Consider the following 26922-nt stretch of genomic DNA (forward strand, 5'->3'; position numbering starts at 1 on the left):
TATCCAGCTCTAAACAGTGCTTGTGAAACTGTAGGAAAATCATGAAAACTAGAACAACCCTCGCACTCGTCGTTGGCGCTTTTTGCCTCAGTTCGGTCTCCTTCGCCGGTCCAGGAGATGGAGATCTGCTGAATCTACTTCGATCTGAAGGAAGCCGATCCTCGTTAGCCATCTCCGATGATGTGATGCAGAACATCAACAAGGTGATAGGCGAGCTAGATCGCCGCGTGGCAGAGATGCTCAACAAGGCTCGGCCAGATGTTAAGGTCGGAGGCTTCTCGATCGGCAAGGCCCCGGACGTTTTCAACGTGGTCGACAAACTACAAGGCGAGTTTCGGATGCAAATCGTGAAGATGCTGAATCCGGCTCAGTTGGCCTCAGCCTTAAAGCTTGGCATCAAGGCCGAGGGGAATTTTGCCTTCTTGATGCCAGAGGTTGCGCAAGAAATCAAGTTGGACAAGAAGGTTTTCAAGTCGATTGATGGATATCGAGGCGACTATACGAAACTCGCTCGTGACCTTGCCAAGCAAGTTAAGAACGGAAAGATTCCGGATGTGGATCGGGTCCGGTTGCTCGGCGAGAAGGATACGGAACTTCAGGCGATGATCGCAAAGCTCGTGACTCCGGAGCAACTTGCGCAGCTTGCGGCGATGGCAAAAGATCAGTAAGCAGACAGAAAAATTCCCCGCTCGGAATACCGAGCGGGGAATTTTTTGTGTTACTTCTTGAGAGTTCCGTTCAATGTGAATGATCCTGTTGCCGAAGTATCGCTCTCTGCGACGAGGTTCACATTATTGAACTGCAACTCAAAGGTGCTCGCAGTTCTGGAGACAACTGTAGCGGTTCCAGATGTCGCGCGCCACGACTTTGTGTTTCCTTCGCCGTAGAGCATCACATTGAATGTCGATTGAACAGTGCCATAAGTGAAGGTCGTACCCGGCGTCGCCGTCGACCCGAGCATCAGGGTGAAAGTCCTTGCGTTTCCGCCACCTGGAGGTGCAACGACGATTGACATTGATTCACCAACTGAGGAAGTGAGAATGAACGGATTCGCGGGGTAGGCGCTTAGGTCGGCGTTTGTTCCGGATCCGTTTGAGAACGTCAAGGCTCCTGTGTTTCCGGTGCTTGCGGCACTGATTGTCGCGGTGTAAGTCACCCCGCCGGCGATGACATTCAGCGTTCCACTTCCCCCGCTACTAATCTGGCCGCCAACGGTAAAGGTGCCGGCTCCGGTACCTGTATCGGTTCCGGTGATGTTGATCGTTCCATCGGAACCAACGGAACCGGAGACGTTGTGGGTTCCGATGGAGAACGAGAAGCCGCTTGACGCACCACGGCTTGGAGTAGCGGCTGGAGCAGTGACGGTGAGGGTTCCCGTGGCATCGCCGGTTGACGATACATTGAGGGCGAGAGTTGCGGGCTTGTTACCGTCGAGTTTGAGCGAGCTTGTGTAGTTTCCAGTAAAAGGATTGGTCGCGGAGTTTGCTCCCGATCCTCCACAGCCTACGACGGTGATTGCGATTGCGAGTGTTGATACGAGTTGCTTTGAGTTCATTTGATCCTTCGCCCTGAGAGGTGTGACTATCGCGCCGCACTCTCAGCAGGGCAGGATCAAGGTATCTGCTCACCGTTTCAGAGGTGTTTCAAGGTTTGGCGAGCAAGGGCGTACCAATAGCTCCTTGGCTGAGGATTTGTGGTTGGGCTAGAGATAGTGAGAGATTTCAGGAGTACCGGGAGTCGGTCGGTTGTGATTCCTGGCGCGAATTGGGCGGCGTTGGAGGGTTGACCGAGCCGAGTAAACCCTTCGTACAACGTTCCGCAAAGGGTGCTTGGCTCGGGAAGCTGATCAAGGAAGAGTTGGGCCCAGTGCTGCATCATCGCACGATCCTGCTCCGTGGCGGCGACAAGAGTAAGGAGCATGTACAACTCCAAGATGTGGTGCCACTGGCGGATTGACTCAAAGCCATCGAGAGCGAGCAGCCCCGAGGTTTTGGCGAGTTGGGTGCGGTTGAGCAAAAATTCGACCTCTGCTCGTCTTTGAAGGCAAAGAGCTTCGTAGGAAGGGAGCGATTCTGATTCGCCCAATACGCTTTGGGCTTGGCTTACCGCGTCTAGGGCATCGTTGAACCTCTGAAGGAGACAGTAACTGCTTGCCAGGTTGATGAGCCGGCCACAGAGTCTTCGGGGGTGGGTCGTTTCTGCAACGGATTCCTTGAGCAACTTGACGGCGGTCTCCGGCTGGCCGGTGCTCATTGCGATGAGGGCAAGGTTTGCTTTCGCTACCGACTGTAGGTCTGGGTCAGATGTTGCTTGAAGTTTCTGAAAGCAAATCTGGGCTGCTTCGAAGTTTCTCTGGAGGTAGTGAGTGCTCCCGAGGAGGTTCAGCCAATTCGGTTGCTCGTGCGAGTCGACGAGTTTTGCGATTCGGGTGAGAAATCTCTCCACTCGTCCGTAGCGATGAGCGGTTACCTGGAGGCCGACGAGGAGGGCACCTTGCACTTGAGGCGGGTCTTGATCGCTGGCGAACTCAAATGTCGCAATATCAGCTTGATAGCGTTCGGCAACTTCGCTGACGGCGGCGTACTCAGCCGGGTAGTTTCGGGTGATTTCCGTGACGATCCATGACTTGATGGTTTGTCTTGCTTCTTCAACTTGCTCAGGCTCTCGATAATTCAAGAAGTTCCGGACTGGTGGAAGAAGTCGGTAAACGCCTTCCGAGACTGGCTCGGTGATCCAGTTCGAGCTGATCAGAGTTTGAAGAACCTTGGGTTCGATAGTGAGTGGTTGGAGAATGTTTTCGTCAAAGTCCTCTTCGATCGCACTGAGCGAGATCGCGGCTCGCTGGGCATCTTTGGTCAGTAAGTCAAAGCTCCAAAGTAGAGTGGCTTCCAGAGAAAGGTGGCGGTTAGGGACACCTTCACTTCCCGGGCCAAACTTGAGATCCATGACCCGACTACGGAGGGAATCGGCAAGTTCGCTGAGAGGGCGTTGCCGAGCTTCGGAGCCGATCATTGCAAGGGCGAGCGGGACTCCACCGCTTTGCTCGGCAAGGGTTTGATACGCGATTTTGTTGGTTTCGGAGAGCGGCTTTCCGGAAAGAAACGTCAGGAGGTTGATGGCTTCTGACTGCTGAATCTGGTCGAACGTGCTTCCTCTTGGGAGCGAGAGGGGCTGAACCGTGATGCTCCGCTCGATTTCAGGGTGGTTGTTCTGTGCGGTGACGAGGGCTCGAAGTCCGCAGCCAGGTTGACCGAAGTGCTTTAGGAAGTGGAGCGGGGCTTCGTCCGCGTTGTCGAGGATGAGGAGGATTGAACTGATCTCAAGGGGGTCATTGGCTTCCTCCGGAGTAAGCGAGAGGGTTTCGGAAATAGCCGCTTGAACTTTGGCTTTGACTTGCTCCTCGGTAGTGACTCCAGCGAGGCTGACCCAGGCGACGGGGATGTCTTCCGTGGGGGCGAGTGAGGCGAGCTCGGCGGCGAGGCGGGTTTTGCCCATCCCTCCGACGCCATTGAGCTGGATGGCGGCGGGCTCCTGGTTGCCAAGAAGGGCTTCGGCGAGATTGGCGAGCTCGCGGAGGCGTCCTACAAAGTCAGAGCGGATTTGGGTCCTGGTCGTTTGGCTTAACTCAGCCGGGCAGTTTCGACCGAGGTTGAGGCGGGCAAAACTGGCGACAACGTTGGCGGCGGTGCGACTTCCCTGCTTGATGTAGTGGTCGAATAGGTCATGGTAGAGCGATGGCTCGCCGGGGTCCGTGCTGATCAGGTAAGCGAGGCTGTTGGCGCGGTCGGTGGTGGTTTCCAGTTGGCTGAGCGTGGAAAGCTGCTGACGTGCTTCACCGCTGGCGGCGATGAGGTCGAGCCACTCGACTTCATGACCGGGCATGAGCCGCCAGTCGGGCGGCAGATTCAGGAGGTCGGCTTCGTTGAAGTCAACTTCGATGTCTTTGACTTTGACGAGGTCACCATCGGACTCAAGATGGTCTTTGATGACGCCTCTGATCGAGTGGAGCGCCAGGCGGAGTTTCTGGCGTACGGCATGGTCGTCGTCTTCAGGCCAGATTTGCTCGATCAGCTCGGTTCTGGCGATCCAACGGGTTTGGTGGAGGGCGAGAAAGACGAGGAGTTCTTCGGTCTTTCGCGTACGGAGTCGTCGGACGACATCGGTCTCAGTTTCGATGCTGAACTGGTTGATGATGTTCAGGCGCATGCTTTAGCTCGCAGGTCCGCGGAGTTCGGTTCGGTGGTTTAAGAAGTTCATGGATGCATCGCATGAACAGATCGCGCCAAGCCACAGAAGTGTTGATTCTTTCGCGAACTGATTTGCGAAGACAAAGATCACAATCGCAAATGCTATGCTCGTCAGTGCGAATGCCAAAACCTTCGGACGAGGTTTTGGCGGATCTGCTCTGAATAAGAGCCATACAGAAGCACTGTGAAAGCTCACGAACGCGGCGAGGAGCCACCAGAGGTGCGTTGAGTGCCATAGCATTCCCCCGGAAAGAGCGACGAAAACCAAGCCAAACCAAAACATTGACCCGCTTAGTACCGAACTCTGCTTCAACAACACTTTCCTCATTTTAGCGATAAGTGCTTCGAAGATCAACCGAAGCTACAACAGCCCCACCGGTGCGCTTCGCTCACCGACTCCCCAACAAGTGGGGAGTTTTTTCAATCGATTACGTCAGACCCAGTACGCCTTGGCCGCAGTGGTCTTTGTTCCCAAAGGTCGTGATGTTGTGTCCGAAGCCGTGGGCTAGTTCCATGAGCAGGCGGTTGTGGGGGACGCCTCTGAAGTCTAGGTAGCGGCCAGTTTTGAAGCCGAGGCCGCCGCCGACGAGGACCCAGGGGATGTTTTCTAGGGTGTGGCTGTTACCTTGGCCCAGCTCGTTGGTCCAGATGACGGTAGTGTTGTCGATGAGAAATCCGCTACCGTCGGGCTCCTTGGTCTCGCTGAGCTTCTTCAGCAGATACGCCATCTGCTCGGCGTACCACTTGTTGATCCGGGTGAGCTTTTCTTGGGCGGTTGCGTTGCTGTCCGGCTCGTGCGAGAGGTCGTGCTGACCTTCGGTGATTCCGAGCCAAGTGAAGCGGGGTTGGCCGACGGAGTTCGTGTACTGGAGCGTGGCGACGCGGCAAGAATCGGCGATGAACGAGCTGACCATGAGGTCGATCTGCAGTTTGCTGATCTTTGGCATGTTGTCGTTGTCGCGCCTTACCCCGGGCTCGAGTTGTGGAACCGGGTGGTTGAGGGTCTCGTTCTTGTGACTGGAGATGTCCTTCTCCATCTCGCGGACAAGTTGCATATGATCGTCCAGGAGCCGTTGATCGTCTTTGGATATCTGTGACCGAACCTTGTCCATGTCCGTTTTCAGATCATCCAACACCGACTTCAGAAGTTCACGATCTTTAGACTGACCGTAGAGCTTGTTGAACATCTGGTACGGGTCGTCGATCGGCGCGATGGGCTTATTTGGCCCGGCGTAGCACATGCGGGTCCAGGTGTCGGCGTGCTCGGGAACCATGACTCCGAACTCGAGCGACCCGAAGCGCGTCTTTGTGGCTTGGCTCTTTTGGAGATAGTTCTTGATCTCTTGGTCAATCGAGATTCCGCTCGACCAGCCAGCAGGAGTGTCGGAGCCGCCTTGGACGTTTCCTGGGAAGAGTTCTACGCCGGTGAGCAAGCAGCCGATGCCGCGCATGTGGTTATCGCCATCGCCTTTGACTCGCTCGCAGACCCCCTTCAGGATCAGCATTTTTTCTCGGTAGTTTGCCAGAGGTTTCAAAGATTCTTTGAAGATGAACCCGGTGCCGGGCGTATCTGGCCAGAAGGTGCTCGGCACGACGCCATCGGGGCTAAACAGAATCACTAGCCGCTGTTTGCGAGTCGGAGCAGGATTACCGAACGCAAAGCTAGGGAGGCCCATCAGGAAAGGCATTGCGGCGGCGCTCACTCCTAATGTTCTCAGAAAATCTCTTCTTGTTGAATCGTTCATTGTGCATTCCCAGTTGCCGTCATCATCACGTTGACGATCAGGCTTCGGATGTTGTAATTGTCTTTCTTAAACTGTGCTACGAGATTTGGGAGGGCATCCTTCCCGTAGGCTCGAATTGGCTGCTTCGTGAAGTATTGGAACAGTTTTTCCACAAACGCGGTGTGACTGTCCGGGCTGCTTGCAATGTAACTTGCCAGGTCGCTTGCATCATTGAACTTAACGATTTGCCCTTGGGAGTCAACGTAGCTACCAGAGGTATCGACCGGTTTATTGTTGTCAATCAGGCGGAGTTTGCCGATAGCGTCGTACTTCTCCAAGGTGAATCCCAGCGGGTTGATGCGGTTATGACAGCCGCTGCACGCCTCGGGCTTCGTCTGCTGCGCGATTCGCTCTCTTGTCGTGAGATTTGGGTGAAGCGAGGCGGGTTCGGGTGCGAAGGCACTTGGCGGCGGAGCCAGAATGCGTCCCATCATGTTGCGGATAATGAGGACGCCGCGGTGGATCGGCGACGTTCCCTCATTGTAGGCAAGCCTTGAAAGTAGGTACGGATGGGTCAGAACTCCCGCGCGGTCGGTTGAGTTCACTTGCTGGAAGCTCGCATACGGGTCAAGATTTCCACCGTAAAGCTTGCTGAGCCGTCCGTTCAGGAACTGATTCTTGCTGGTCATGAGCTTGGTAAAGGAGCCATCGGGAGCCCAGACCGCGTCTTTGAGGAACAGGTCGAGCGATGTGCGGAGGTCGTTGACGGTTGCCTGATCGAACTGCGGGAAGGCTTTAGCGTTTTTGACGATGTCAGGGATTTCGTCGACCTTGAGCCAGCTCATCAAGAACTCTCGGAGCTTGGTGTAGGTTCGTGAGTCGTTGACAAGGCGTTGGATGTTATTGCGACGACCGTCATCGGTTTTGAGCTCTCCCCGGCCCGCGGCTTGGAGGAGCTGAGTGTCGGGAATCGAATCCCATAGTCCAAAACTGAGTTCGGATGCTGTTTGGAACGGGTCTTTTCTCGAACCAATCTCTCGATAAAGGAAGCGAGGGGACTTGAGCCCGAGAACAATCACCTTTTTGAGCGCGGTCTCGGGATTGGGTGCCGAGGCAAAGGGCTTTTCGAGATAGAGTTGCTCCTGCTCAGGGGTTAGCGGCTGACGAAATGCTTTCGTCAGAAACAGCTTTGCGCCTTCTTTGAGTTTGGCAGGCCGATTGGCGTCGGTTGGTTTGGTCCCGCTAAGGCGATCCAGATTGGAGACCACATAGTCAGCGGTTTCGAGCGCGGCACGAGTAGTGGCCTCGTCCCAGTCTTTGCTGACTGCGTTTCCTCGGTCATAGCCGATGCTACGGTCGTCGGCGGGCAGTGGCGTGTCGCAGATGTAGGTGTTCTGGTTCCAGCCCTGGCTAAGGAATTGCGAGGGAATCACCTCGGTAGCCATTTTGGGACGCTTCCAGAGGAGCTTCACGAAGGCCGAAGAAGGGGGAGTTTTCTTCTTTTTCTCTTCGTCGTTCACTCCGGCGGTTTGTTTTGAGAACTCAAGAAAGAACGGATAGTTTCGACCGGCGATGAGATAGATTGAGTTTCGAAACTCTGTTTCGTTCAGGCTTCTCACCCGGTTATCAATGAGAGGACGCTCTCCATTAAGTTGCAGCCTGACGTTTTGGTTGGACTGTATGATGAACTCATATTCGCCCGTCTCGGGGGCAATGATTGAGCCGGTCCAGACGGCGGAGAAGTTCCAAAGGTCGAAGGCCGCGTCGCTGGGACCCTTTGTTCCGAAGTCGTAGTCGATGCTTGTATCTTTGCGTTGGATGAGTCGGTTTTTGTCGTCCCACGGGTTCTTCTTATAGTAGTTTCCGTTCGTTCCCCCAGGATCGCCGGATAGCGCCTGGTGGTCAGGGCCGATGAGGTCAGCAAGAGCGTTCCGGAACTGCTTAACCGTTAGCCGTTGCAGTGTGACACGCGGCGGGCGAATTCTCTCCTGAGCGACCGGCGAGTAAAACGCTTCATACATATATTTGGCGATTTCGTTTGCTTGAGCGGGCGGAGTTTTGCCCCCAGGCGGCATCGATTTTGCGATGTAAGTCCCGAGATCGGCAGTGCTTTTATTGCCTGCCAAAGGTTTCGGGTATCCGCCTCCACCGACGCCTTTTTGTCCGTGGCAAGAGGCGCAATTTTTGGCAAAAAGCTGTTCGCCGGAAGGAGCAGGCGCGGATGGTTTGGCCGGGGCCTGGAGGGCGACCAGAAGCGGCAGTGACGACGACGTCAGCAGAAGCAGATGAGCCTTTCTCACTCTTACTTCCATGTTACAACGGGTAGGGTCAGTTCTGGCTCCAATGATCGTTAAATCACTGGAATCACTGACCCTATCTAGTGGTTTTGGAGGGGTAGTTACTCACCCCAAGAAGTTGTGCAAAGATTTTTCACTTTGCCGTTCTTGAACTGCTTGAGTTTAGTATCCGTGCCCCAAGGGTCTTCGAAGGTGTAGATGAATTCTCGGGTGCCATTACCGTCGAAATCGCCAACTCCGTAAACTCGGCCGTGGAATGGGCCGCGCATGTAGCCCCAAATTCCGTTGAATTCTAGGGTGGTGGTCACAACTTTGCTTCCGGACATATGCCGGAGGACGATCGCGCAGAATCCGCTTTCCTTTTTAACGCTTGCATCGGTGGCGATCACCAGGAGAGCTTCTTGGCGACCGTCTCCGTCGAGGTCAGCGAGAAATCCGGCTTCGATCCCAGGAACCGCTTTGCGGCCGCGAGACTTACCATATTCAACGGCAATCTTTTTGTATTCCGGGTTTTCGGGGCTGATCCGGGTGACCGGCGCAAACTTGGGGTTTCCGGAGACGGAGAGAATGTCCTTATCCGGTAACTCGATTCCCTTGATGTGCACCGACTCCATCGGCGGTCCCTCGTCGTACTCGATTTCTCCATCAAAGCCAGCAACGGTGCTGTCGAGCCTCCAGCTCTTCAAGTTCACCTTTTGACCATGAAGGTTCTTCTCCGGCGACCTCCAGCCTTTCGAGGTCTTCTCGGCGACGACGGTATCACCGACGACGATGACCGTGGGCTGAGCAATGGCTAGGGCGAGGGCAGCAGATAGGATCATTGATTCTCCAAGGAGTAGACGGCTTCAAAACTCTGGGATTTCATCTCGTGTTAAGTTACCCGACACGATTGGCGATGGTGTCTGACAGAGATTGTAGTTCTGTGGCAAAGTTTTGCTCAATCTCAGTCAGGGTGCACCGATTGGTCATGAGTGGGACGCAAGCTTGGTGGACCTCGGCTTCCATTACTTCGAGAGTGTGGCAAAGTTGCTAGTGGGCGATGTTAGCTCGGCCAGAACAGTTGATGACGAATACCGGCTTGTTCGACCAGGCACCCGTATCCACGGTCCAGTCGAGCGCGGACTTGACAACGCTGCTGACGCCGTGGATGTATTCAGGGCTTGCAACCAGGATTGCAGTCGCCTCAAGTATTTCGTTGGAAAGAGTCTCAACGGCTTGAGGGCGGTTAGCGAGAAGATCCGGGTTAAAGATCGGTAGTTCGGCAACAGCCCGACTAATACTCAATTCTGGCAGACTTTTCTGAAGACTTTGGAGCACGAGTCGATTCACCGAGTTGGCCCGGAGGCTCCCGCAGATCGCGAGGATCAATCCCACCAGAAGTACCAAACGTGCGCGCCGAGGATTGAGTTGGCGAGGGTCTCGGTGGATTCAGTGCCTTCGTCGATGATGTCCGGACATAGCGAGAACATTTCTAAGGCGAGGTCGGCAGCTTGCTCGGGGTCCGTTACTGGGCGATCCAGCCAGAGTTCGAGTTGACCGGCCCCGATGAGCGCGGGCGTGGCACCGTACTTCTCGTACCACGACTTGAGGTGCGCGGTGACGATGTCGTCGTCAGTGATGCGCTCCCAGCTTCCGAATGCGGCAGTGGCGGGAACCTTCCAAGGTTCTTTAACAGGGACGACACCGAGGTAAGTGGTTGCCTGAGTTCCCTTCAAGGAAAAGAACTCTTTGGCCGGTTCCGGGTTCGTCAGTGAAGCCGGAGAGGGTCGGTGGCGGGCGAAGTCCTTGGCGTCAAGTGACTCCTTGTGGGTTGCCAGGATTGCGGTGTAGTCAGGATGCTCGGCTTGAGTAGGCTGAGCATGAGCTTCCGGCTCACGGAGTTCGCTGTGCTCCTCGATGTCGGCGAAGATGATGAGCGAGCCATTAACCTTTGCGCGAAGCCCGAGCCACTGGGTCTGCGCTTGATTGTGGGGGAATTCTTTGAGCGCGAGGTGCCCTGTGAGCATGTTGACCATGCGAACTTTTTGGACGGGGAGAGGTGTACTGGGCTGTTGAGCGGGGCGGGTGACGGCGTGGGTCATCTTTTCGCGAGACCCCTCGATTCTCTCCTTCCTCCCCTGCAGCCATTTCAGCATTGCTTTAGCATAACATCCGAGAAGGGATGGTGAGTAGGGTGAATTGAGGGTTTTCGATTAAGGACCTGCCGTGACGCAGAAAAGCTGATCGTAAAATGTCTTTTGTGGAATTAAGAGGATTCAAGCCATTTCTTACTGCGATTGGTTATTCGGTAGTGATTTACGCCGTGATCTTCACGCTTATGCATGTTATTGGCGCTGATCTGATTAAGACGCCTCGAACTCAGCGATTTTTCAGTCCAAAGCCAGACTGGATAGCCTGCGCAACTCTCGGAGGCTGGTTGGGCTTAGTTACTAGGAGCCGTTTGATCGTGGTGGCGGTTCTCGCTTTGCTTTGGGCATTGACAGCACCGGTCCTGATGTGGAGTGGCCCAACTGAGGAGGGAAACATCGCAAGTTCCCTGGTGTCACTTTTGGGTCAGTTCTACCTGGCGGGCTTCGTCGCCTACGCCGCACTAATTTTCAGGCTACTACCTCGGTACCAAACCCTACCGGTCTCTCATTAACATCTCATCGGGCACTAACGCCGCGACAGCTTAGAAAACCTGGAGCCGATGATGGGAATCGAACCCGCGACCTAATCTTTACGAAAGACTTGCTCTGCCACTGAGCTACATCGGCTTTTCGGTAGAAGAGGATACCTCGAATTGGTTGAGAGTTTGGAGTGGGGAGTTGGGCGGGCACTTTGGTGCGCCCGCACGTGTGGCCAAACGCTCGTGAACCCGGTCACGGATGTCTAGCCTTGCCTTGCTAGCAAGGGGAGCAAGTCTGGCGCAATCCCAGCGTTACAGCGCGGCGAGGAGGGCGTTGGCCTTGAGGCGGACTCGATAGTCGGGGTTTGAGTAGCTGAATTTGATCGTGCCTTTGGCATCGATCACGTACACACTCGGAACCGGGAGGATGTGGTGGTTTTCGCCCGACCACTTTTCTAGATCCAGCTTGTACTTCTCTTTGTAGGTAGTGAAGGTGAGGCCGTCAACCTTGAAAGCTATTCCGAACTTACGAAGCGCCTCGGCTTTGGCGTCGGAGTACAGCGGATATTCCAGCTTGTTTTTCCCAATCGTAGCTTTAAGGTTGGCCGGGAGGTCCGGAGATATCCCGATCAAGTTGTAGCCTTTCGCTTGGATTGCCGCCATGTTTTGTCCGAGTTCGGCGAGTTGAGCGTTGCAGAACGGGCACCAGCCACCGCGATAGAAGACAACGACGGTCGGCTTTCCGGAGAGAATGGACTTGAGATCCCTGCTCTTTCCGTCGATATCGTTCAGCTTGACCATCGGAGCTTTGGCGCCATTCTGCAGAGGCTTCGCGGCGTCTGCGCTCATCGCAACTCCGGTCTGAGTGAGGATAAGGGTGGCGAGAGTGGTTACCATACAAATGAGGGTATTCGCGCAGATTCAGATTCGTTCCAAGATTTTGGGGCACAAAATCTGGATTAGTGTCGTCTTAATGTTGTCACGGATCTTAGCATTGGGGACGAGGGGAAGGAGTCATGGATCAGGAACAGCGGACATTAGCGTCGATCATGTTTACCGACGTGGTCGGGTTTAGCAAGCTGACCGCGATCAATGAGGAGCGCACGATGCGAGCCCTTCATCGCGATTTTGACCTCATTTTCCGCTCGGTTGGAGCGTTTAAGGGCGAAGTTCTCAACACCATGGGCGACGGGATGATGGTGTACTTCTCTTCTGCTACCCAGTGTATGCTGTGTGCGCTCGACATCCAGCAGACGCTCCATGCGCTGAAGATGAGCAATCCACCGGACGGGATTTTGTCTCACCGGATCGGACTCAACATCGGCGATATTCACCTGAACGGCCGGAATACGATGGGCGACGGCGTGAATCAGGCTGCGCGGATTCAGTCGATGGCGAAGCCGGATTCGATCAAGATGTCGGCGGAGTTTTATAAGCTTGTCAAAGACAAAGTCAAGATGGACGCCAAGTACGTGCCGGGGCAAATGGCGAAGAATATTCCCGCCCCGATTCCGACCTATGAGGTAGCGGCGATCGACGAAATGTTGAAGCTTCAGGCTGCTGAAGCCCTATTTACTCCTCCGACGGCAGCGGACGGTCCCGCCGGAGCGACGGGTCGCCGAGCTGTTTTGATGCTTGTACTTACGCTGATTATGATCGGAGTCGCGGCCGTGCCGGTCTACATGATCAGCCAGGCTCAGAAGAACTCTAAGACGGGGATGAACGCGGTTCCTAAAGGCAGAGGAGATAAGTTCAACCTCAAGAAGTTCGGCGACCAGAAGGCTACACCTGAGGTTAGCAAGACGCCTACATCGCCCCAAGATACCAATACTCCACAGGCACCGGTTGCTTTCACGCTAACCCCCGCCGAGATAACGGAACTCGAAGGACTGAGGAATTCTTACGACTTTGACGGTGCCGTCGCTCTGTTACAGAAAAACCCAAACATCTCCGCGGCCGATGGCCAAAAAATGCTGTCGGATTACCAAGGACTGGCGGCTATGAAAACTTGGTTGTCGAAGGAGATTGACGTTACGACTCAAGAGAAACCGTTAGCGGCATTGCTGAAAGGAAGCCAAGCGGACATTTACTCTGCGACGGGTGGCGTGGTCATTGCTACGGGCGGACAAGTGACCGATCCGAAGCCGCTTTGGGAACTGAAGCCAGAGACAATAGACAGCTTGGGAATCGCTTGTGCAGCCTTGCCGCCCTCAGGTACGCCTGCTCCAACTGAAGTTACCTACTGGCTGTCCGTTTTTCGGACCGTGTTTCGACTCACCTAACGCGGTAACAGTTCGCCCATTTCTCCACGCCCGAATCGACGGCGAGTCTCTTCCAGTTGCTCGTTGGTTGTGGCAACGTACGGGCCACCGTAGACGATAGGCTCATTGTGCGGTACCCCGCCGGCGACGAGGAACTGGCAGAACTCGGTTGCAAAGGTTTCGATTTGGCTTGGGTGAGGATCGAAAATCGCGAGGTCCGATGTTGAGAGGAGTTTGTCCGAAACATCCAGTTGGCCATGGACGACGTAGATGAAGGCCGTTTCTGGGAGATCAAAAGTTAGTTCGTCGCCGGGAGATGCTCTGACATGGTAGAGCTGGACCGCCGTGATAGGTTGTAATGGCGAGGCAGTCCCGTTGTGCTCGCCGAGAACGACTCGTAGCGTAGCGTCGCCAAGCTGAACGGTGGGAATCTCATCTGGCATCGCATGAATCGCTTTGGGTTCGACCCAGCGGTTGGCATCAGAATGGTTGATCCAGATTTGCATCCCGTGGCAGTTGACGTTTTCCATAATGGGAGTTTCATCATGCTGAATTCCCTTTCCAGCTTGGGTGATGTGAGCACCACCTGGAAGGATTTGCGAGTCGTCTCCCCGACTATCTCGATTTCTAAATCCACCCGGACTGTCGGGGAACATATAGGTTAAGACGGAGACTCCAGCGTGGGGGTGAGGTCCAAAAATCTGCCGATCCATATTGAACTCGGTGAACACCAGAAACGGCTCGATTGAAATTTCATGAGCGAAGTTATCGACCGACGCAAATCCCGGACGGTGTTGCGTCATCAGCTTTGAAACAACTTGGATGATCTTTCTGGACATAGCTGGTTCTTACGTCAAGTTCTAGCTAGATCATTCGAGTGTGGCTAGTAAACTGTGGGAAAGGATTTGCGACGATGCAAGATAACTTCCCGATTCGAAAGGTTGACCATATTCGCCACTACGTTGGAAACGCACGCCAGTCGGCGTTCTACTACCAGCACGTCTTCGGATTCAATATCACGGCCCGGCACGGGTTGGAGACGGGGTTGCGACACGAAGTTGACTACCTGCTTGAGCAGAACGACATTAAGTTGCTGTTCTCGGCCCCAGTCAAGCCTGGGCACCACATCGCAGAGGCTCTGGCGATCCACGGCGACTTTGTACGGGATATCGCTTTTGAAGTGGACGATGTCGATTGGGCGTTCAACGAGGCAGTTCGTCGCGGTGCGAAGGCAGCAATTGAGCCTTATTCACTCGAGAACGAAGATGGATTTGTGCGGATCGCCTCGATTCACACTTACGGCGACACGCTCCATACGTTCATCAACCGCGACAACTTTAAGGGTCACTTCCTTCCGGGCTTTGCCGAGATGAACGAGCCGGGCGAGGGGATCGGTATCGTTGAGATTGACCACTGTGTGGGCAACGTTGAGCTGGGCCAGATGAACGTCTGGGTGAAGTGGTACGAGGACATCCTTGGTTTCAAGAACCTAATCTCGTTTGATGACAACGACATTTCGACCGAGTACACCGCACTGATGTCGAAGGTGATGGCTTCTGGAAATGGACGAGTCAAGTTCCCGATCAACGAGCCGGCGGCTGGCAAGAAGAAGAGCCAGATCGACGAGTATCTGGAGTACTTCGGCGGAGCTGGGGTTCAGCACGTCGCACTGCGCACGGACGATATTGTCGCCACCGTCTCGGCTCTCAAGGCACGTGGGATGCAGTTCTTGCGGGTTCCGAAGACCTACTATGATGTGCTCACCGACCGTGTCGGCGAGATTGATGAAGACATCGAGGTTTTGGCCGAACTGGGAATTCTGGTCGACCGAGACGATGAGGGCTATCTGCTCCAGATCTTTACCAAGCCGATCACTGACCGACCGACCTTGTTCTACGAAATCATCCACCGAAAAGGAGCGACTAGCTTCGGAAAGGGGAACTTCAAGGCGTTGTTCGAGTCGATCGAACGGGAACAGGAGCTTCGCGGAACTCTTTAGGCGATAAACGAATAGAATATAAGAGGCTCTTTGGACTGCCCAAAGAGCCTCTTTTGTTGACCATGAAACTCCTTTCCAGCCTTCTGTTGCTCATCCTGACCGCGCTCGGTTTCGCGGCGGGGGAGGTTTCTTGGAAGGTTTTGCGGTTGGAGGGCAAGGCACCGGCCTTGACAGCGGTGGTTGAGGCGACCATTCAACCGGGATGGCATCTGTATTCGACCGTCGAGGTTCCGGCAGGGCCGTACCCGACCACTTTCCGAGTTGGCGAGGAGCCGATTGCTGCGAAGATCGGCGAGGAAGGACTGATCACCGAATTCGATAAGGGGTTCGGCAAGAACGTCGATTTCTTCAAGGAGAAGGGGCTGTTCTGGGTGCCTGTAAAGTCGTCTGACGCTAAGCTTGTCGTGAAGTTTCAGGTTTGTAAGGATGGTGTCTGCAAACCACCGACCGATGCCGACTTGAACTTAGCCGGTGTCGCAGTCAGCGATTCCGTGTCTCAACCGAAGCCAAAAGTTGAGGGCACAAAGCCAACTCCGACGGGAAGCTCAAGCTCCGGTGCGTCGGAAGCAGACCAGATTAAGAAGGCCCAGGAGGCGGGGATCATTCCATTCCTGCTGCTTTCCATCGCCGCTGGTGCTACTGCCTTGTTGACGCCATGCGTCTTCCCAATGATTCCGATAACCGTGTCCTTCTTCAGCAAGCGCAAAGAGGAAGGGTCAGGTGTGAAGCAGGCACTACTTTTCTCAAGCGGAATCGTGGGGACGTTCACGTTCCTCGGAGTTTTGGTTGCTGCCGTTTTTGGCGCGACTGGCCTCAATCAGCTCGTTAACAACCCTTGGTTCAACCTGGGAATGGGTTCGCTATTCGTCATTCTTGCCCTGTCGCTGTTCGGTGTCTTTGAGATTGGCTTGCCACCTAAGCTAGTGAACAAGTTTGATGCGAGCGGCAAAAAAGGTTGGATTGCACCGGTTCTGATGGGCCTGACGTTTAGCCTCACCTCGTTCACCTGTACGTTGCCTTTTGTCGGGGGAGTTTTGGTTTCGGCAGCAAACGGCAATTACGTTTGGCCGATCATCGGGATGCTCGGCTTCTCCACAACGTTTTCGATTCCGTTCTTCTTGCTCGCGATCTTCCCTTCAGCGATCAGCAAGGTTCCCCGCTCGGGTGCCTGGATGGTTGTGATCAAGGCTTACATGGGATTCATCGAGCTCATCGCAGCAACGAAGTTCTTCAGCTCGTTCGATCTCGGATTTTCTTTTGGCTTCCTGACCCGCGAAGTGATGCTGTCGCTTTGGTTTGCACTTCTTCTGGGGGCCGGGCTTTACTGCTTCGGAGCAATTAAGTTGCCGAAAGTTGACGACGGCAAGATCGGTTGGTTCCGACGAGGAGTTGGGGCTTTGACCCTGGCGTTAGGGGTCTGGGTTCTGATGGCCTTTGGCGATACCAAACTGGGCCAGCTTGAAGGGTTCTTGCCTCCATCACCTTATCCGGGTAAGGCTAGTGCCGCGACTTCCACGGGCTGGAAGAGCCTGTTTGTCGAATCATGGGAAGAGGCTAAGGCTAAGGCGAAGGAAACTGGGAAGCCGATTTTTGTGGACTTTACAGGTGTGTACTGCACGAACTGCCGTGTCGTGGAGCAGAACATTTTCACCCGTAAGGAGACTCAGGAGAAGTTTAGGCAATTCGTTCCGGTCTCGATTTACATCGACCGGGTGAACGATCCCGTCCACGCCAAGCAGGATGCCGAGAACGCCAAGATGATGCAGCGGATGGTGGGAACAGTCACGTTGCCAACCTATGCGATTGTTTCGCCGGACGGAGAAGTCGTGAAGACTTCTTGGGCTTTCACGGACAAGCTCGAAGAGTTTCTGGACAAGTTGGACTCTGGCCTAAAGTAGGAGCCGAGCCGCTGCTGCAAACCCGGCGTGTTCGGTTCTGAGTACCCTTGGGCCAAGTGTGACTGCGTAGGGTTTGAGGAGTTCGACTTCGCGGGGGGACCAGCCACCTTCAGGGCCGACGAGGAGAGTTGGAGGTTGGAGGTCGGAAGTTGGAAGTTGCTTGAGTTCCTTTTCTGACTCACTTAAGGCGATGAGGTTGGGTTCGCGCATGACTTCGGCGAGGGAGGCCCGGTATTCCACGAGGGGAATTTGGGTTCGGAAGGCGGTCTCGGCGGCTTCCTTGGTCAGGGCTTCAAGCCGGCGGAGTTTGTCTTGAAGCTTTTTGTCTTCCCATTTGACAATGCTTCGGTCGGAGGGAAAGACGATGAAATGGCTGACCCCGAGTTCGGTGCAGGCTCTTACAACATCATCAAGTTTATCGCCCTTTGGGAGAGCCTGGGCGATGGTGACATGGAGGGTTGGCTCCGTGTTGGGATGATGCTTTTCCAAGGGTTTGGCGTACCGACCATCCAGCTCGCACTCCCAGAAAGTGCCGTCGTTGGGCAAGACGCCGATCCGGGCCCCGGAGCGGAGGCGAAGGACGTTGTGGAGCTTATCGAACTCGGCGCGCGGAATCTCGAACGGTGCCGCCATATCGGCTCCGGAGATGAAGATTCGAGGAAGGGCGCGGATGGACATGATTAGTTTTCAGTTTTCAGTTTTCAGTTTTCAGTTTTCAGTTGGCGGTTTGAGGTGGGGTGTATTAGCCTCGCTTCGCTCGCAAGGCAGGCGAGACGCCTGCGATCCCAGAGGAGTTAACCCCAAATTCTCTGCTCCTCACCGCTTCAGCGCGGAGCTCCACATTTGCTCTTTTTGCGTTTGGTAGTTGGTGGTCATCGCCATTCGGATCGCGCCGAAGACGAAGAAGATGGCAACAAAGGTGACAAATGTTCGGTTGGCCCAGTTGGAGTCGATCAGCATTCGCAGGCCCTTGATGTTCCCGTAGAGGCAGCCGAGGGCTACGAAGGTAAAGCCGAGATACATCGGAATTCCGAGCGGATGGGCGCGCCAAGAAGTCACGAAATCCAAGTGGAGCAACGCTGTCCATGAAGTGGTTAACCCGCAGCCGGGGCAGGGGCGGTTAAACATCAGCACGCTTGGGCAGGGGGGCAAGCCGAGTTGCTGGTGCGTTCCGTGGAGGTGCGGATCCTGCTTCAGGAACAGGCCGACGCAGGTGACTCCGAGCCACATAAAGAACCAGATTAGCTGGGCGCGGACTTTTAGTTTTGTGTCGGGCTCAAAGAGCGTCATCGAATGCCTCAGTAGGTAGAACGCATTCGGGCTGCAATACGTTGCCTTCGGCGTGTGCAACCGCCATCACTTGGCCCTTGGAGTCAACCAGCATACAGTGATGACCATCTTCGATGATCGTGTTGGCGACTGGATTACCGTTTCTCACTCGGAACAATTCAGCTTCGCTGAGCTCACGGCTGGGCATCGGCTGAAGTGCGGTCGAGAGGGGGATCAAACGGTCCAGAGTGGCTTCCTTCGGGTCCTGGGCGCCTTCGAGGATGAATTCTCCGACTTGGGTTCGCACGAGGTTTGACAAGTAGGCGCCGCAGCCGACGGCTTGCCCGAGGTCATGGGCAATGGTACGAACGTAGGTTCCGCCGGAGCATTCGACTTCAATCACCGCTTTGTCCTCGTTGAACTCAAGGAGATCGATGCGTTCGATGTGGATCTCTCTGGGTTTCCGTTCGATTTCGACGCCGGCTCTGGCGTGCTTGTAGAGAGGCTGACCGTTGACTTTGACCGCGCTGAACATCGGCGGGAGCTGGTCTTGGGTACCAATAAAGTTGGGAAGAGCATTAACCAAGCGGGTGAGCAAGTCTGGCGGGACTGGCTGTTCATCCACCGTTTCGCCTTCCTGGTCGTAGCTATTAGTGGTTCGTCCGAAATGAACTTCCGCGCGGTAGACCTTCGGTTCAAGCGGCAGGAACTGGAGGAACCGCGTTGCAGGACCGACTGCCACAACTAGTAGCCCGGTTGCCATTGGGTCAAGCGTTCCGGAGTGGCCGATGCGTTTGGTTTTGAAGCGTCCCCGTAAAATGGCGACGACGTCATGCGACGTCATCTCCAAAGGTTTGTCGATTAAGATGATGCCAAACAACGGCGCATTCCCTCGACGATTTGATCTTCCGCATCGGCTAGGTCGGTCTCGAACGTACAACCAGCGGCGTTTTTGTGGCCTCCGCCACCAAACTCCCGAGTGACGGCAGCGACATCGTAGCCAGCTCGTGAGCGAAGCGAGCAGCGGATCTTGCCTGGCTTTGCTTCGCGCAAGATGGCCGCGACCTGGACCGTGTCGATACTCAAGAGTTCGTTGACGAATCCTTCGGTATCTTCGTCGGTGGCCTTAGCCCATTCGAAGTCGCGGTAGCTGAGGCACGACCAAGCGAGGCGCTCGTCCATGTCGAGCTTCATTGTTTCGAGAGCATGTCCCAGCAGGCGGGCTGACGAGAGCTGTTTGCTTTGGAAGATTCTTTGGCTTGCGGTCTCGAGATCGGCTCCGTTTTCGAGCAATACGGCACTGGTTGCAAGGGCGTCCGGGGACGTGTTTCGGAAACGGAACGACCCAGTATCGGTGACGATACCGGTGTAGAAGCAGGTGGACATTGACGGTGTGAGGGTGCCGCCCATTTGCTGAACGAGGTGCGTCAGGATGAGGGCCGTTGCGGCGGCGGTGACATCGATAATCCGCACGTCTCCAGGGGCGTGGTGCGGAACGTGGTGGTCGATGACGGTGAGGCTCGGTAGATTCTCGAAGTAGACGCCGGTGTTGCCGAGTCGCTCGATCGAATCTAGATCAACGATGATTCCCAGATCGTAGTCCGTTCCCTTTGGCTCTTGCTGAACGCGGTCGACGTTCGGGAGCCAGGTTAGGTTTCTGGGTGCGGAATGATGGCAGAGCACTTCGACATGTTTTCCACGTTGCTCCAGAAACTCGGCGAATCCCAGAGCCGAACCGAGGGCATCGCCGTCGGGGTTTAGGTGGGTTCCTATGAGAATCCGGTTAGCTTTGCCAAGCTGCGCCTCAAAAGCGGCGATCAGGTCGCTATCGATCCTCACGAGGGTTGTATACCCTACTCGATGAATCTGCGGTTTGGTCCGCGCTCGATTGCGGCTTCGATTCCGTCGAGGAGTTCGCCTCGAAATCGCTCTTCCGAGAACTTTTCCGCGTGGGCTTTGAGAGCTTCTGGATCGAAGGTTTTCTTCTCCAGACGTGCGACAGCATCGACGAGTTCATCAGGGGTTTGTGCAGAAATGTGCTCACCGAACTCAGGAGTCACGGTCTCTGCGGCTCCGCCTTGGTTAAACACTACCACGGGAAGTCCGGCGGCCATTGCTTCGACCGGCACGATTCCGAAGTCCTCATATGCGGGAAAAAGCACGCCTTTGGCTCGGCTGAGGAGTGATTTCAGATCTTCATCTGGCAGGCGCCCTTCAAAAATGATGTTGTTGTAACCCGCCGCCATCGATTTGAGCTGAGGCTCGAAGGGACCGGAGCCGACGATGTGGAGCTTGAATCCGGCTTGCTTCGCGGCTTCAATCGCCAAGTCAAACTTTTTGTAGGGGATGAGACGACTCCACATGACGTAGCCCTCATCGTCGCTGAGTCGCGGGGTGTCGCGCCACTTTTCGGTGTTAACACATGGGTACAAGACACTGTCCAGAGGGCGCTTGTAGAACTTTTCAACTCTTGCACCCGCAGTTCGGCTGTTAGCGGTCACGTAGGTGAAGTTTTTCGCGGCTTCTAAGTCGAGTCGGCGGAGACGATCAGCAATCTTCCTTCTTAAAAAGCTCTCGCCGACTCGGCCATCAATCTCGGGAACCCAAAGTGATCGGGCAACGGTGTGATAGTAGCCAAAGTGGGCGGCGTCTTGCCTAGCTCGCGCATGGTGAGCGAAAGTGTGTGAGACCGAGACGACAACATCATATTCGCTGAGATCAAAGCTTCGGTAGACGTCTGCTAAAACTGGCGCATACACGTAGTGTTTGGTCTTCGAAAGCGGAAGATTCGAAATCCAGTGAGGACGCACATCGGCCGACTGTGCCCACTTGAGCTTTTGCGCATTGTACTGAGCGACGTGGATTGGAACTGGCAGAAGCCCGTGAATGACCTTCAAAACCTCTTCTGCGCCACCCATCACGGTCATCCAGTCATGGACAATACACATCTTGTGTTTTGCCATGAGCTGCTCCGCGCGAAGTTGGTTTGGAGTCATTTCCACCGTAAGTTTATCGGGTCGGTGGCCCTGGTTCAGCAGATTCACTCAACCTTTGTGGAGATCGACTGATGTTTCCGTAGTTAATGATGTGACTGCATTAGCTGTAAAAGACCATGTAGGGTTTTCGATACGAAGCGTTGACTCGCTTGTGGACGTTGTTAACGTCCTACGAGAAGATACCGACCTCCCAGTTGGGACTGATTTGAGCCTAGAGACCGCTAGGGCGATTAAGTGCGTTTTTGATAATCTTGCCTGGAGTGATGGCGATATGAGCAAGGCTGAAGTTCAGCATTTGCTCAACATGGTTGGTCAATATGAGTGGCTTCGGAACTCTTACCTTCAAGTGGATGAAGTGGAACCTTCCGCCAGGGGGATCAACAAGATTCCTAACCTCATCTTCCTCGCCCTCGATCATGATGAGCGAAACGGAACCCACTATGCCCCGATGCTGGTGAACAGCCTCGAAATGATCGCTTACGGTGTGATTACCGCCGACGGAGAAGCGAACTTACAGGAGCTTGAGCGATTCCGAGAGCATCTTGTAGCGATGAGACAGTTCTTGCCGAATAAAGGCCGGAATCGGCGGTCGTAAACGACCAACTGCGGCCAATATCCTTCTTTTTGTCATCAATCGCCTCGACAGTCACGCGATAGGTCGTCGAAGGGTTGAGAGGTTTCTTGGGCATGATGAAAGCCTCAGCGTCGAGGTGATCGTCGTACCCAGGAAAGTTCTCGTAAACATCTACTCTGTTTCCGTCGGGGTCAGTAAGCCTAAACGATCTGATCACGATCTTCTGGGCACCCTGGCGAACGAACATGATCGGGTAACCAACAAGTTTGGAAGTGACCGTATGGAGTCTAAACGGATCCGGAATCTCAGAGTCCTTCCAGAACGGTTGAACATTTTTCTGACCATCGGTAGGAGATACAACGGTTCTTATCTCAGAAGAAGCCTCCCCATCAATCACGACCGTTCCTCCGATGTAGCCACCGCCGACCTTGATGGGACCAGAATTGAGCATCGAAACTCGGTGGTAGGGTGCGTCAAAGAGCCTTTTCACAGCGATGTCGACGTCATCGACGCTTGGCACCAGGACCTCCCACGAACCACCCGAGAAACCTACCCTCGCGAGTCGTTCTGCAGGCTCCCTGCCGGTAAAACCTGGCTTGGATGGTTTCTGAAGATGTCCAGCGCCTGGGTACTTCTCCAAGTAGGTTGAATGTCCGATGGCAGCAAGGCAGAGCCGCGGGTCAATGACAGTTGGTTCTAGCCCGCCAATTTCACGGATTTCGTTGAAGGAGTCAACCACAGCTCTGGACGCCTCCGTAGGGCTGGGGAGTTCCGTGTAAGCGTCGGGCAGGACGCTGAACGACCATTTTTTGTCAAACTTTGCCCACCCGTTGACAACAATTTGGGCCAGAACTTGATGTTCTCCGGGTTTGAATGGTTGCTCGGGAGTGAACAGCAGACTCTTTGCGAGCTTGCTATAGCTTGCCTTTTGTTTTTTTCCGTCGACGGAAATTGTCGCCGCGCTGACCACGTTGTCTCCATCGGGCCAAACCTGCCACACGATGGTGGGTTTGGCAACGATCAGCTCGTTCTGGGGCCCATGACCCGACATCGTTACACTGACGGCATCCGCCTTCAGCAATCCGAGTCCGAACAAGAGGGCGATCATGGAGAGGTCCTTATCTATTTTACGAGTAATTGTGGGTTTCGGCACACTGAACTGGGTCTTGAACGGGCCAGAATGCCCTACAATTAATGCAGGGAAAAGCTGACTAGGATGAGCGCGCAACCACAAACGCTAGGTCAGTACCAAATTATCCGGGAAATTGCACGGTCGAACGACATCGTGTACGAGGCTTACGATCCGCTGATGAATCGCCGAGTGGCGATCAAAGAGCTCTCGATGCCTGCCGGATCCACGGCGCAGCAAGTTGATGAGAGGGTGAGCCGGTTCCGCCGAGAAGCCCAGGCGGTGGGGAGCCTTAACCACGTCAACATCATGACTGTCCACAGTTTCAGTGAAGATGCAGGGCGGTACTTCATGGCGATGGAATTCCTAGATGGGATCACGCTTCGAAAAGAGATCGACAACAAGGGATTTCTCTCGGTTGAGCAGGCGGTTCAAATTGCTTCTGATGTGTTGGCGGGTCTATCATGCGCCCACGAAGCCGGAGTCGTCCACCGGGATATCAAGCCCGATAACGTCCAGCTCACGTCGGCAGGAGTGGTCAAGATCACCGACTTTGGAATTGCCCGTTTGACGTTTCAGCCGAACTTAACAATGGACGGGCAGGTGTTTGGAACGCCCTCCTATATGTCTCCGGAGCAAGTAGTTGGGAAAGAAATCGACCAACGGACTGACATTTTTAGCGTCGGGGTGATGCTGTACGAGATGGTAACGGGAAACAAGCCGTTCACAGGAGATAATGTCATCGCGATCACCCACGCGATTGTGAACTCGTCGCCGACTCCGCCGAGCAACGTGCAGATGTCCCTCTGGGTCTGCATCCAGCGAGCGCTGGAGAAGACACCGGCGATGCGATATCACAATGCTAATGAGATGCGACAGGCCCTTCAAGATGCGGTTTCTGCTCATCGCGCTCCGGCTGCGCCTCCGCAACCAGTATTTGATCCCTACGCAGTTGGGCAACTTCCTCTAGCACCGATGGGACTGTCGGCACCTCCAGTGATTGATCCGTATCAGCAGCCGTACACTCCCTACGGAACTCCAAATCCATACTTTGCTCCGGGCCAAATTCCGCCGCCTCAGCCGATGTCAGGTTACGGTCAGCCCATGCAGGGTGGCTACAACCCGTACGGATCCGCGGCACCTCCGCCGGTGATCTCTGCGCCCGTTCAGTATGGAGCATACAATCCGTACCAGCAGCCTCAGCCGGGGCAGTACCAGTTGCCTCCAGGACAGTTCTATCCGCCGCCACCGGGTCCACCCCTGATCAGCGCTCAGACGAAGGAGCGGATGCGGCAGTTGATGGTGGCGTTCGTCGTGTTTGGCTTACTTGCGGCGATACTAGTTGCGGCGTTTATTGCAGTCACTAACTCGATTCAGCAGAATCAGTCTGCGGCGAAGCGGGAGATTACCGTCCCAAAAGCATCGTCCGCTCCGGCGGCGACTCCGACCAGTTCGCAGGGGGAGCCTGCGGCTTCAGAAAGTTCCGCAACGGAGAGCTCGTCGCCGTCCGCGGCTCCCGAACAAGCTGCGCCGACCTATACTGGCCCTGACCCGAGAGAGATTTATGACGATGCCCAGAAGGCATCTGGAGCAACCGCAAAAGCTCGGCTCCTCGTTGATGCCGGGAATGCCTATAAAGAGATGGGGCAGCTTGAGAGTGCTTACGACTGCTATTACGAGGCATACAACACCCTGAAAGCGAATAATTCTCCGAATCGCGAACTCAGGCGAACGGTTGACTTGATGATCGACGTGACACCTGCCGATTCTGACCGGCGGCAAAAGCTGACTGAGCTGCGAGCGCAGCTCTAGAATTTGATTCTGAATGTCAGGCTGGACTCGACAATTTTCCCGTTTTGCGCTCGACTCAGGACCTCGATAGTGACACCATGTTTCGCATTGTATGTGCCCCCAAATCGCAACCACCTGTCTCGTCCATCGGAGACACCGAAGAGCAACTGGTTTCGCCCACCTAGGTCGTAGGTGAACGAAAGATCGGTGAGATTGAGCTCGTCAGAGGCTTGGTTTGGTCGGCGGAGCGCTACGGACTCGTACCGCGTGGTTAATCTTCCCGCTCGCTGATTCCAATCAAACCCGAATGCTTGTTGGTAACCACTTTCTCGACCCATCCCAGGGCCGAGCGATTGGAAGAGGTTAAGTGCCGTTCCATTGATTCCCCAATGGTCACCGAGCGCAGCGCTAAAACCGTAGCCTCGGCCGCCTAACCGGCCAATCACGCCAGCTTGTCTTCCCTTCCCAGCGTCGACAAGAGCGAGACTGAGTGGCAGCCCTTCGAAGATCAAGTTTGAGTCAATTCGAGCAGCGAGGGCTGTTTCTCGCATGATTTGGCCACCTCCAAATGGCAAGTATTGTTTCCCGACTCGCCAGCTTCCGGAGTCTTCGACATAGTATTCGTCGAAGAACTCATTGTCCGCGTCATCCTGGATAAAGCTAAACCGTTGGCTCAGGAGGATGTTGAACCCGAGCGGTGACAAGGTGCTCAGCGAGATCGTCGAGTAGCGATTGAGGGGACTGATTGTCCGGAGCCCTGCGCCTTCGTTGTTGATGTAGCTCAGGCTCACATCGCCTTTGATGCGGACATCAGGCGCCTGGCTCTGGGCAGCTTGGATGCTCAGAGCCAAAAAACTTAACGCGAGGAGTTTTCGCATAAGAACTCGACCACTTGGTCGAAGGCTACCAGTTGCTGCTCACTGGTCTCCAGGTTTTTCACGGAAGCCTTGTTTTGCGCGAGTTCGTCGTCGCCGATGATGAGAGCGTAGATTGCTCCGGAACCATCGGCTTGCCGCATTTGGCTCTTGAGGCTGCGGCGGTCCAGGTCAAGGCTGATGGCAATTCCGCTCGCCCGACCGCCACGTGCGATTGCTCTTGCTTGCGGTCCTGCGCTTTCGGAGGCTTGAACGACGAACGCAAGCGGCGCGGGCTGCTTTGTTTCGTGTTCTAACTTCTCTAGAACGGCTAGCAGACGCTCCATTCCGATTCCGTACCCCACACACGGAGTCGATTGACCACCCAACTGGGAAACTAGATTGTCGTACCGACCTCCTCCAAAAACGCTCAGTCCGGGCAGAGCAGGGTGCTCGTACTCGAACACGGTTTCGGTGTAGTAGTCCAGCCCTCGAACGATTTCGGGAGCGACTGTGTACGGCACTTGAGCTTCCGAGAGGAGCGACTGAAGCGAGTCGAACCTTTGCTTTGAGTCGTCTTCCAGAAACTCCAGGATGCTGGGAAGGCCCTGAAGAGCTTCCTTCTGCTTGGGGTCTTTTGAGTCCAGCATTCCGAGCGGGTTCTTTTCGATCTTCCCTCTTGTGAGCTCGTCGGCGTCTTTTAAGTAAGCCTTGACGTGATCCAGAATCACGTCGCGAAACTTGGATCGGCACTCATTGCGGCCGATCGAGTTGACCTTGACAGGTACATCCTTGATCCCGAGTGAGTCAAAGAAGCGGATCGCAAGTTCGATCACTTCAGCATCGGCATCCGCAGAGCTGGATCCAAGTAGCTCCGCCCCAAGTTGGTGGAGTTCTCTAAGACGGCCCGCTCCGGGGCGGCCGTAGCGATAGCAAGCGGTGGCGTACCAGAGCCGAAGGTGGGTTCCGGTTGGACAGAGGTTGTGCTCCAGAACGGCTCGAATTGCGGGTGCGGTTCCTTCAGGTTTTAGGGCGATCTCGCGATCTCCCTTGTCCCTAAACTCATACATCTCCTTGTCCACAATGTCGCTTGTTTCACCTGCGGTCCGTTTGAAGAGTTGGACGTCTTCGAATACGGGAGTCCGGATTTCGCGATAGCCGTACAGGGCGGCTATGTGATGGTATGCCGATTCGATTTCTTGCCATAGCGCCGCCTTTGCTGGGACGACGTCTTCGGTACCTCGTGGTGCTTGAATCCGCATAACGGGAGATAGT

At 54.9% G+C, this 26922-nt stretch carries 24 protein-coding genes and 1 tRNA gene; 6 read left to right on the plus strand and 19 right to left on the minus strand.

Annotation, left to right across the window (positions count from 1 at the left end; translation table 11 throughout):
* The first annotated feature begins 41 nt into the window (after positions 1 to 41).
* Complete coding sequence (locus WCK51_10105) at positions 42 to 668, plus strand: hypothetical protein (protein ID MEI7577237.1); 627 nt, start codon at positions 42 to 44, stop codon at positions 666 to 668.
* Between the two features lie 50 nt (positions 669 to 718).
* Here WCK51_10105 and WCK51_10110 read toward each other — a convergent pair whose 3' ends face one another.
* The 7 genes from WCK51_10110 to WCK51_10140 form a co-directional block, all read right to left on the minus strand.
* Positions 719 to 1555, minus strand: a complete 837-nt coding sequence (locus tag WCK51_10110) for a hypothetical protein (protein MEI7577238.1) — start codon at positions 1553 to 1555, stop codon at positions 719 to 721.
* Positions 1556 to 1632: 77 nt separating this feature from the next.
* Complete coding sequence (locus tag WCK51_10115) at positions 1633 to 4206, minus strand: hypothetical protein (protein ID MEI7577239.1); 2574 nt, start codon at positions 4204 to 4206, stop codon at positions 1633 to 1635.
* Positions 4207 to 4675: 469 nt separating this feature from the next.
* Complete coding sequence (locus tag WCK51_10120) at positions 4676 to 5992, minus strand: DUF1552 domain-containing protein (protein MEI7577240.1); 1317 nt, start codon at positions 5990 to 5992, stop codon at positions 4676 to 4678.
* Positions 5989 to 8271: a DUF1592 domain-containing protein gene (locus tag WCK51_10125; protein ID MEI7577241.1), complete on the minus strand. Its 2283-nt coding sequence runs from the start codon at positions 8269 to 8271 to the stop codon at positions 5989 to 5991. Before WCK51_10125 ends, WCK51_10120 begins: the two co-directional genes overlap by 4 nt.
* A gap of 98 nt (positions 8272 to 8369) precedes the next feature.
* A complete protein-coding gene (locus tag WCK51_10130) occupies positions 8370 to 9089 on the minus strand; it encodes a hypothetical protein (GenBank protein ID MEI7577242.1) in 720 nt (239 codons plus the stop codon).
* 208 nt (positions 9090 to 9297) lie between these two features.
* A complete protein-coding gene (locus WCK51_10135) occupies positions 9298 to 9642 on the minus strand; it encodes an NADPH-dependent FMN reductase (GenBank protein ID MEI7577243.1) in 345 nt (114 codons plus the stop codon).
* On the minus strand, positions 9633 to 10403 hold the full coding sequence (locus WCK51_10140) for a DUF4253 domain-containing protein (protein ID MEI7577244.1): 771 nt from the start codon (positions 10401 to 10403) through the stop codon (positions 9633 to 9635). The genes WCK51_10135 and WCK51_10140 overlap by 10 nt, the downstream gene beginning before the upstream one ends.
* A 104-nt stretch (positions 10404 to 10507) precedes the next feature.
* On the opposite strand from WCK51_10140, the gene WCK51_10145 reads away from it, so the two are divergent.
* Positions 10508 to 10909 (plus strand): hypothetical protein, encoded by a 402-nt coding sequence (locus WCK51_10145; GenBank protein ID MEI7577245.1) that lies wholly within the window; start codon positions 10508 to 10510, stop codon positions 10907 to 10909.
* A 40-nt stretch (positions 10910 to 10949) separates the two neighbouring features.
* On the opposite strand, the gene WCK51_10150 is transcribed toward WCK51_10145, so the two are convergent.
* Together WCK51_10150 and WCK51_10155 are read right to left on the minus strand one after the other, a co-directional pair.
* A tRNA-Thr gene (locus tag WCK51_10150) sits at positions 10950 to 11024 on the minus strand.
* Between the two features lie 164 nt (positions 11025 to 11188).
* Positions 11189 to 11773 (minus strand): peroxiredoxin-like family protein, encoded by a 585-nt coding sequence (locus WCK51_10155; protein ID MEI7577246.1) that lies wholly within the window; start codon positions 11771 to 11773, stop codon positions 11189 to 11191.
* A 119-nt stretch (positions 11774 to 11892) separates the two neighbouring features.
* Between WCK51_10155 and WCK51_10160 the strand changes: the two genes are divergently transcribed.
* The gene (locus WCK51_10160) at positions 11893 to 13158 is read left to right on the plus strand and encodes an adenylate/guanylate cyclase domain-containing protein (GenBank protein ID MEI7577247.1); all 1266 of its coding nucleotides are present in this window, start codon (positions 11893 to 11895) and stop codon (positions 13156 to 13158) included.
* On the opposite strand, the gene WCK51_10165 is transcribed toward WCK51_10160, so the two are convergent.
* On the minus strand, positions 13155 to 13976 hold the full coding sequence (locus WCK51_10165) for a pirin family protein (GenBank protein MEI7577248.1): 822 nt from the start codon (positions 13974 to 13976) through the stop codon (positions 13155 to 13157). The two genes, WCK51_10160 and WCK51_10165, sit on opposite strands and share 4 nt — an antisense overlap.
* Positions 13977 to 14050: 74 nt before the next feature.
* On the opposite strand from WCK51_10165, the gene hppD reads away from it, so the two are divergent.
* Positions 14051 to 15136: a 4-hydroxyphenylpyruvate dioxygenase gene (gene hppD, locus WCK51_10170; protein MEI7577249.1), complete on the plus strand. Its 1086-nt coding sequence runs from the start codon at positions 14051 to 14053 to the stop codon at positions 15134 to 15136.
* 62 nt (positions 15137 to 15198) lie between these two features.
* Complete coding sequence (locus WCK51_10175; protein ID MEI7577250.1) at positions 15199 to 17034, plus strand: cytochrome c biogenesis protein CcdA; 1836 nt, start codon at positions 15199 to 15201, stop codon at positions 17032 to 17034.
* Here the strand turns inward: WCK51_10175 and WCK51_10180 are convergent.
* The 7 genes from WCK51_10180 to WCK51_10210 form a co-directional block, all read right to left on the minus strand.
* Positions 17026 to 17712, minus strand: coding sequence for an RsmE family RNA methyltransferase (locus WCK51_10180; protein ID MEI7577251.1), 687 nt, complete (start codon positions 17710 to 17712; stop codon positions 17026 to 17028). The genes WCK51_10175 and WCK51_10180 overlap by 9 nt on opposite strands.
* A gap of 138 nt (positions 17713 to 17850) precedes the next feature.
* Positions 17851 to 18324 carry a DUF2752 domain-containing protein gene (locus WCK51_10185; GenBank protein ID MEI7577252.1) on the minus strand — a complete coding sequence of 158 codons (474 nt, stop codon included), beginning with the start codon at positions 18322 to 18324 and terminating at the stop codon, positions 17851 to 17853.
* Entirely contained in the window at positions 18311 to 19147 is an 837-nt protein-coding gene (gene truB / locus WCK51_10190) for a tRNA pseudouridine(55) synthase TruB (GenBank protein MEI7577253.1), read from the minus strand. Before truB ends, WCK51_10185 begins: the two co-directional genes overlap by 14 nt.
* Before the next feature lie 17 nt (positions 19148 to 19164).
* Positions 19165 to 20142, minus strand: coding sequence for a bifunctional oligoribonuclease/PAP phosphatase NrnA (locus WCK51_10195; protein MEI7577254.1), 978 nt, complete (start codon positions 20140 to 20142; stop codon positions 19165 to 19167).
* Between the two features lie 14 nt (positions 20143 to 20156).
* Entirely contained in the window at positions 20157 to 21299 is a 1143-nt protein-coding gene (locus WCK51_10200) for a glycosyltransferase (protein ID MEI7577255.1), read from the minus strand.
* A 211-nt stretch (positions 21300 to 21510) separates the two neighbouring features.
* Positions 21511 to 21738 carry a hypothetical protein gene (locus WCK51_10205; protein ID MEI7577256.1) on the minus strand — a complete coding sequence of 76 codons (228 nt, stop codon included), beginning with the start codon at positions 21736 to 21738 and terminating at the stop codon, positions 21511 to 21513.
* A gap of 49 nt (positions 21739 to 21787) precedes the next feature.
* Positions 21788 to 22981, minus strand: a complete 1194-nt coding sequence (locus WCK51_10210; protein MEI7577257.1) for a CAP domain-containing protein — start codon at positions 22979 to 22981, stop codon at positions 21788 to 21790.
* Between the two features lie 108 nt (positions 22982 to 23089).
* On the opposite strand from WCK51_10210, the gene WCK51_10215 reads away from it, so the two are divergent.
* Positions 23090 to 24814 (plus strand): protein kinase, encoded by a 1725-nt coding sequence (locus WCK51_10215; GenBank protein MEI7577258.1) that lies wholly within the window; start codon positions 23090 to 23092, stop codon positions 24812 to 24814.
* Here the strand turns inward: WCK51_10215 and WCK51_10220 are convergent.
* Both WCK51_10220 and hisS read right to left on the minus strand, forming a co-directional pair.
* The gene (locus tag WCK51_10220) at positions 24811 to 25671 is read right to left on the minus strand and encodes a hypothetical protein (GenBank protein ID MEI7577259.1); all 861 of its coding nucleotides are present in this window, start codon (positions 25669 to 25671) and stop codon (positions 24811 to 24813) included. The genes WCK51_10215 and WCK51_10220 overlap by 4 nt on opposite strands.
* A complete protein-coding gene (gene hisS, locus WCK51_10225; protein ID MEI7577260.1) occupies positions 25650 to 26909 on the minus strand; it encodes a histidine--tRNA ligase in 1260 nt (419 codons plus the stop codon). Before hisS ends, WCK51_10220 begins: the two co-directional genes overlap by 22 nt.
* Between the last annotated feature and the right edge of the window lie 13 nt (positions 26910 to 26922).

This window comes from Armatimonadota bacterium (assembly GCA_037138755.1).
Classification (GTDB): Bacteria; Armatimonadota; Fimbriimonadia; order Fimbriimonadales; family Fimbriimonadaceae; genus Fimbriimonas.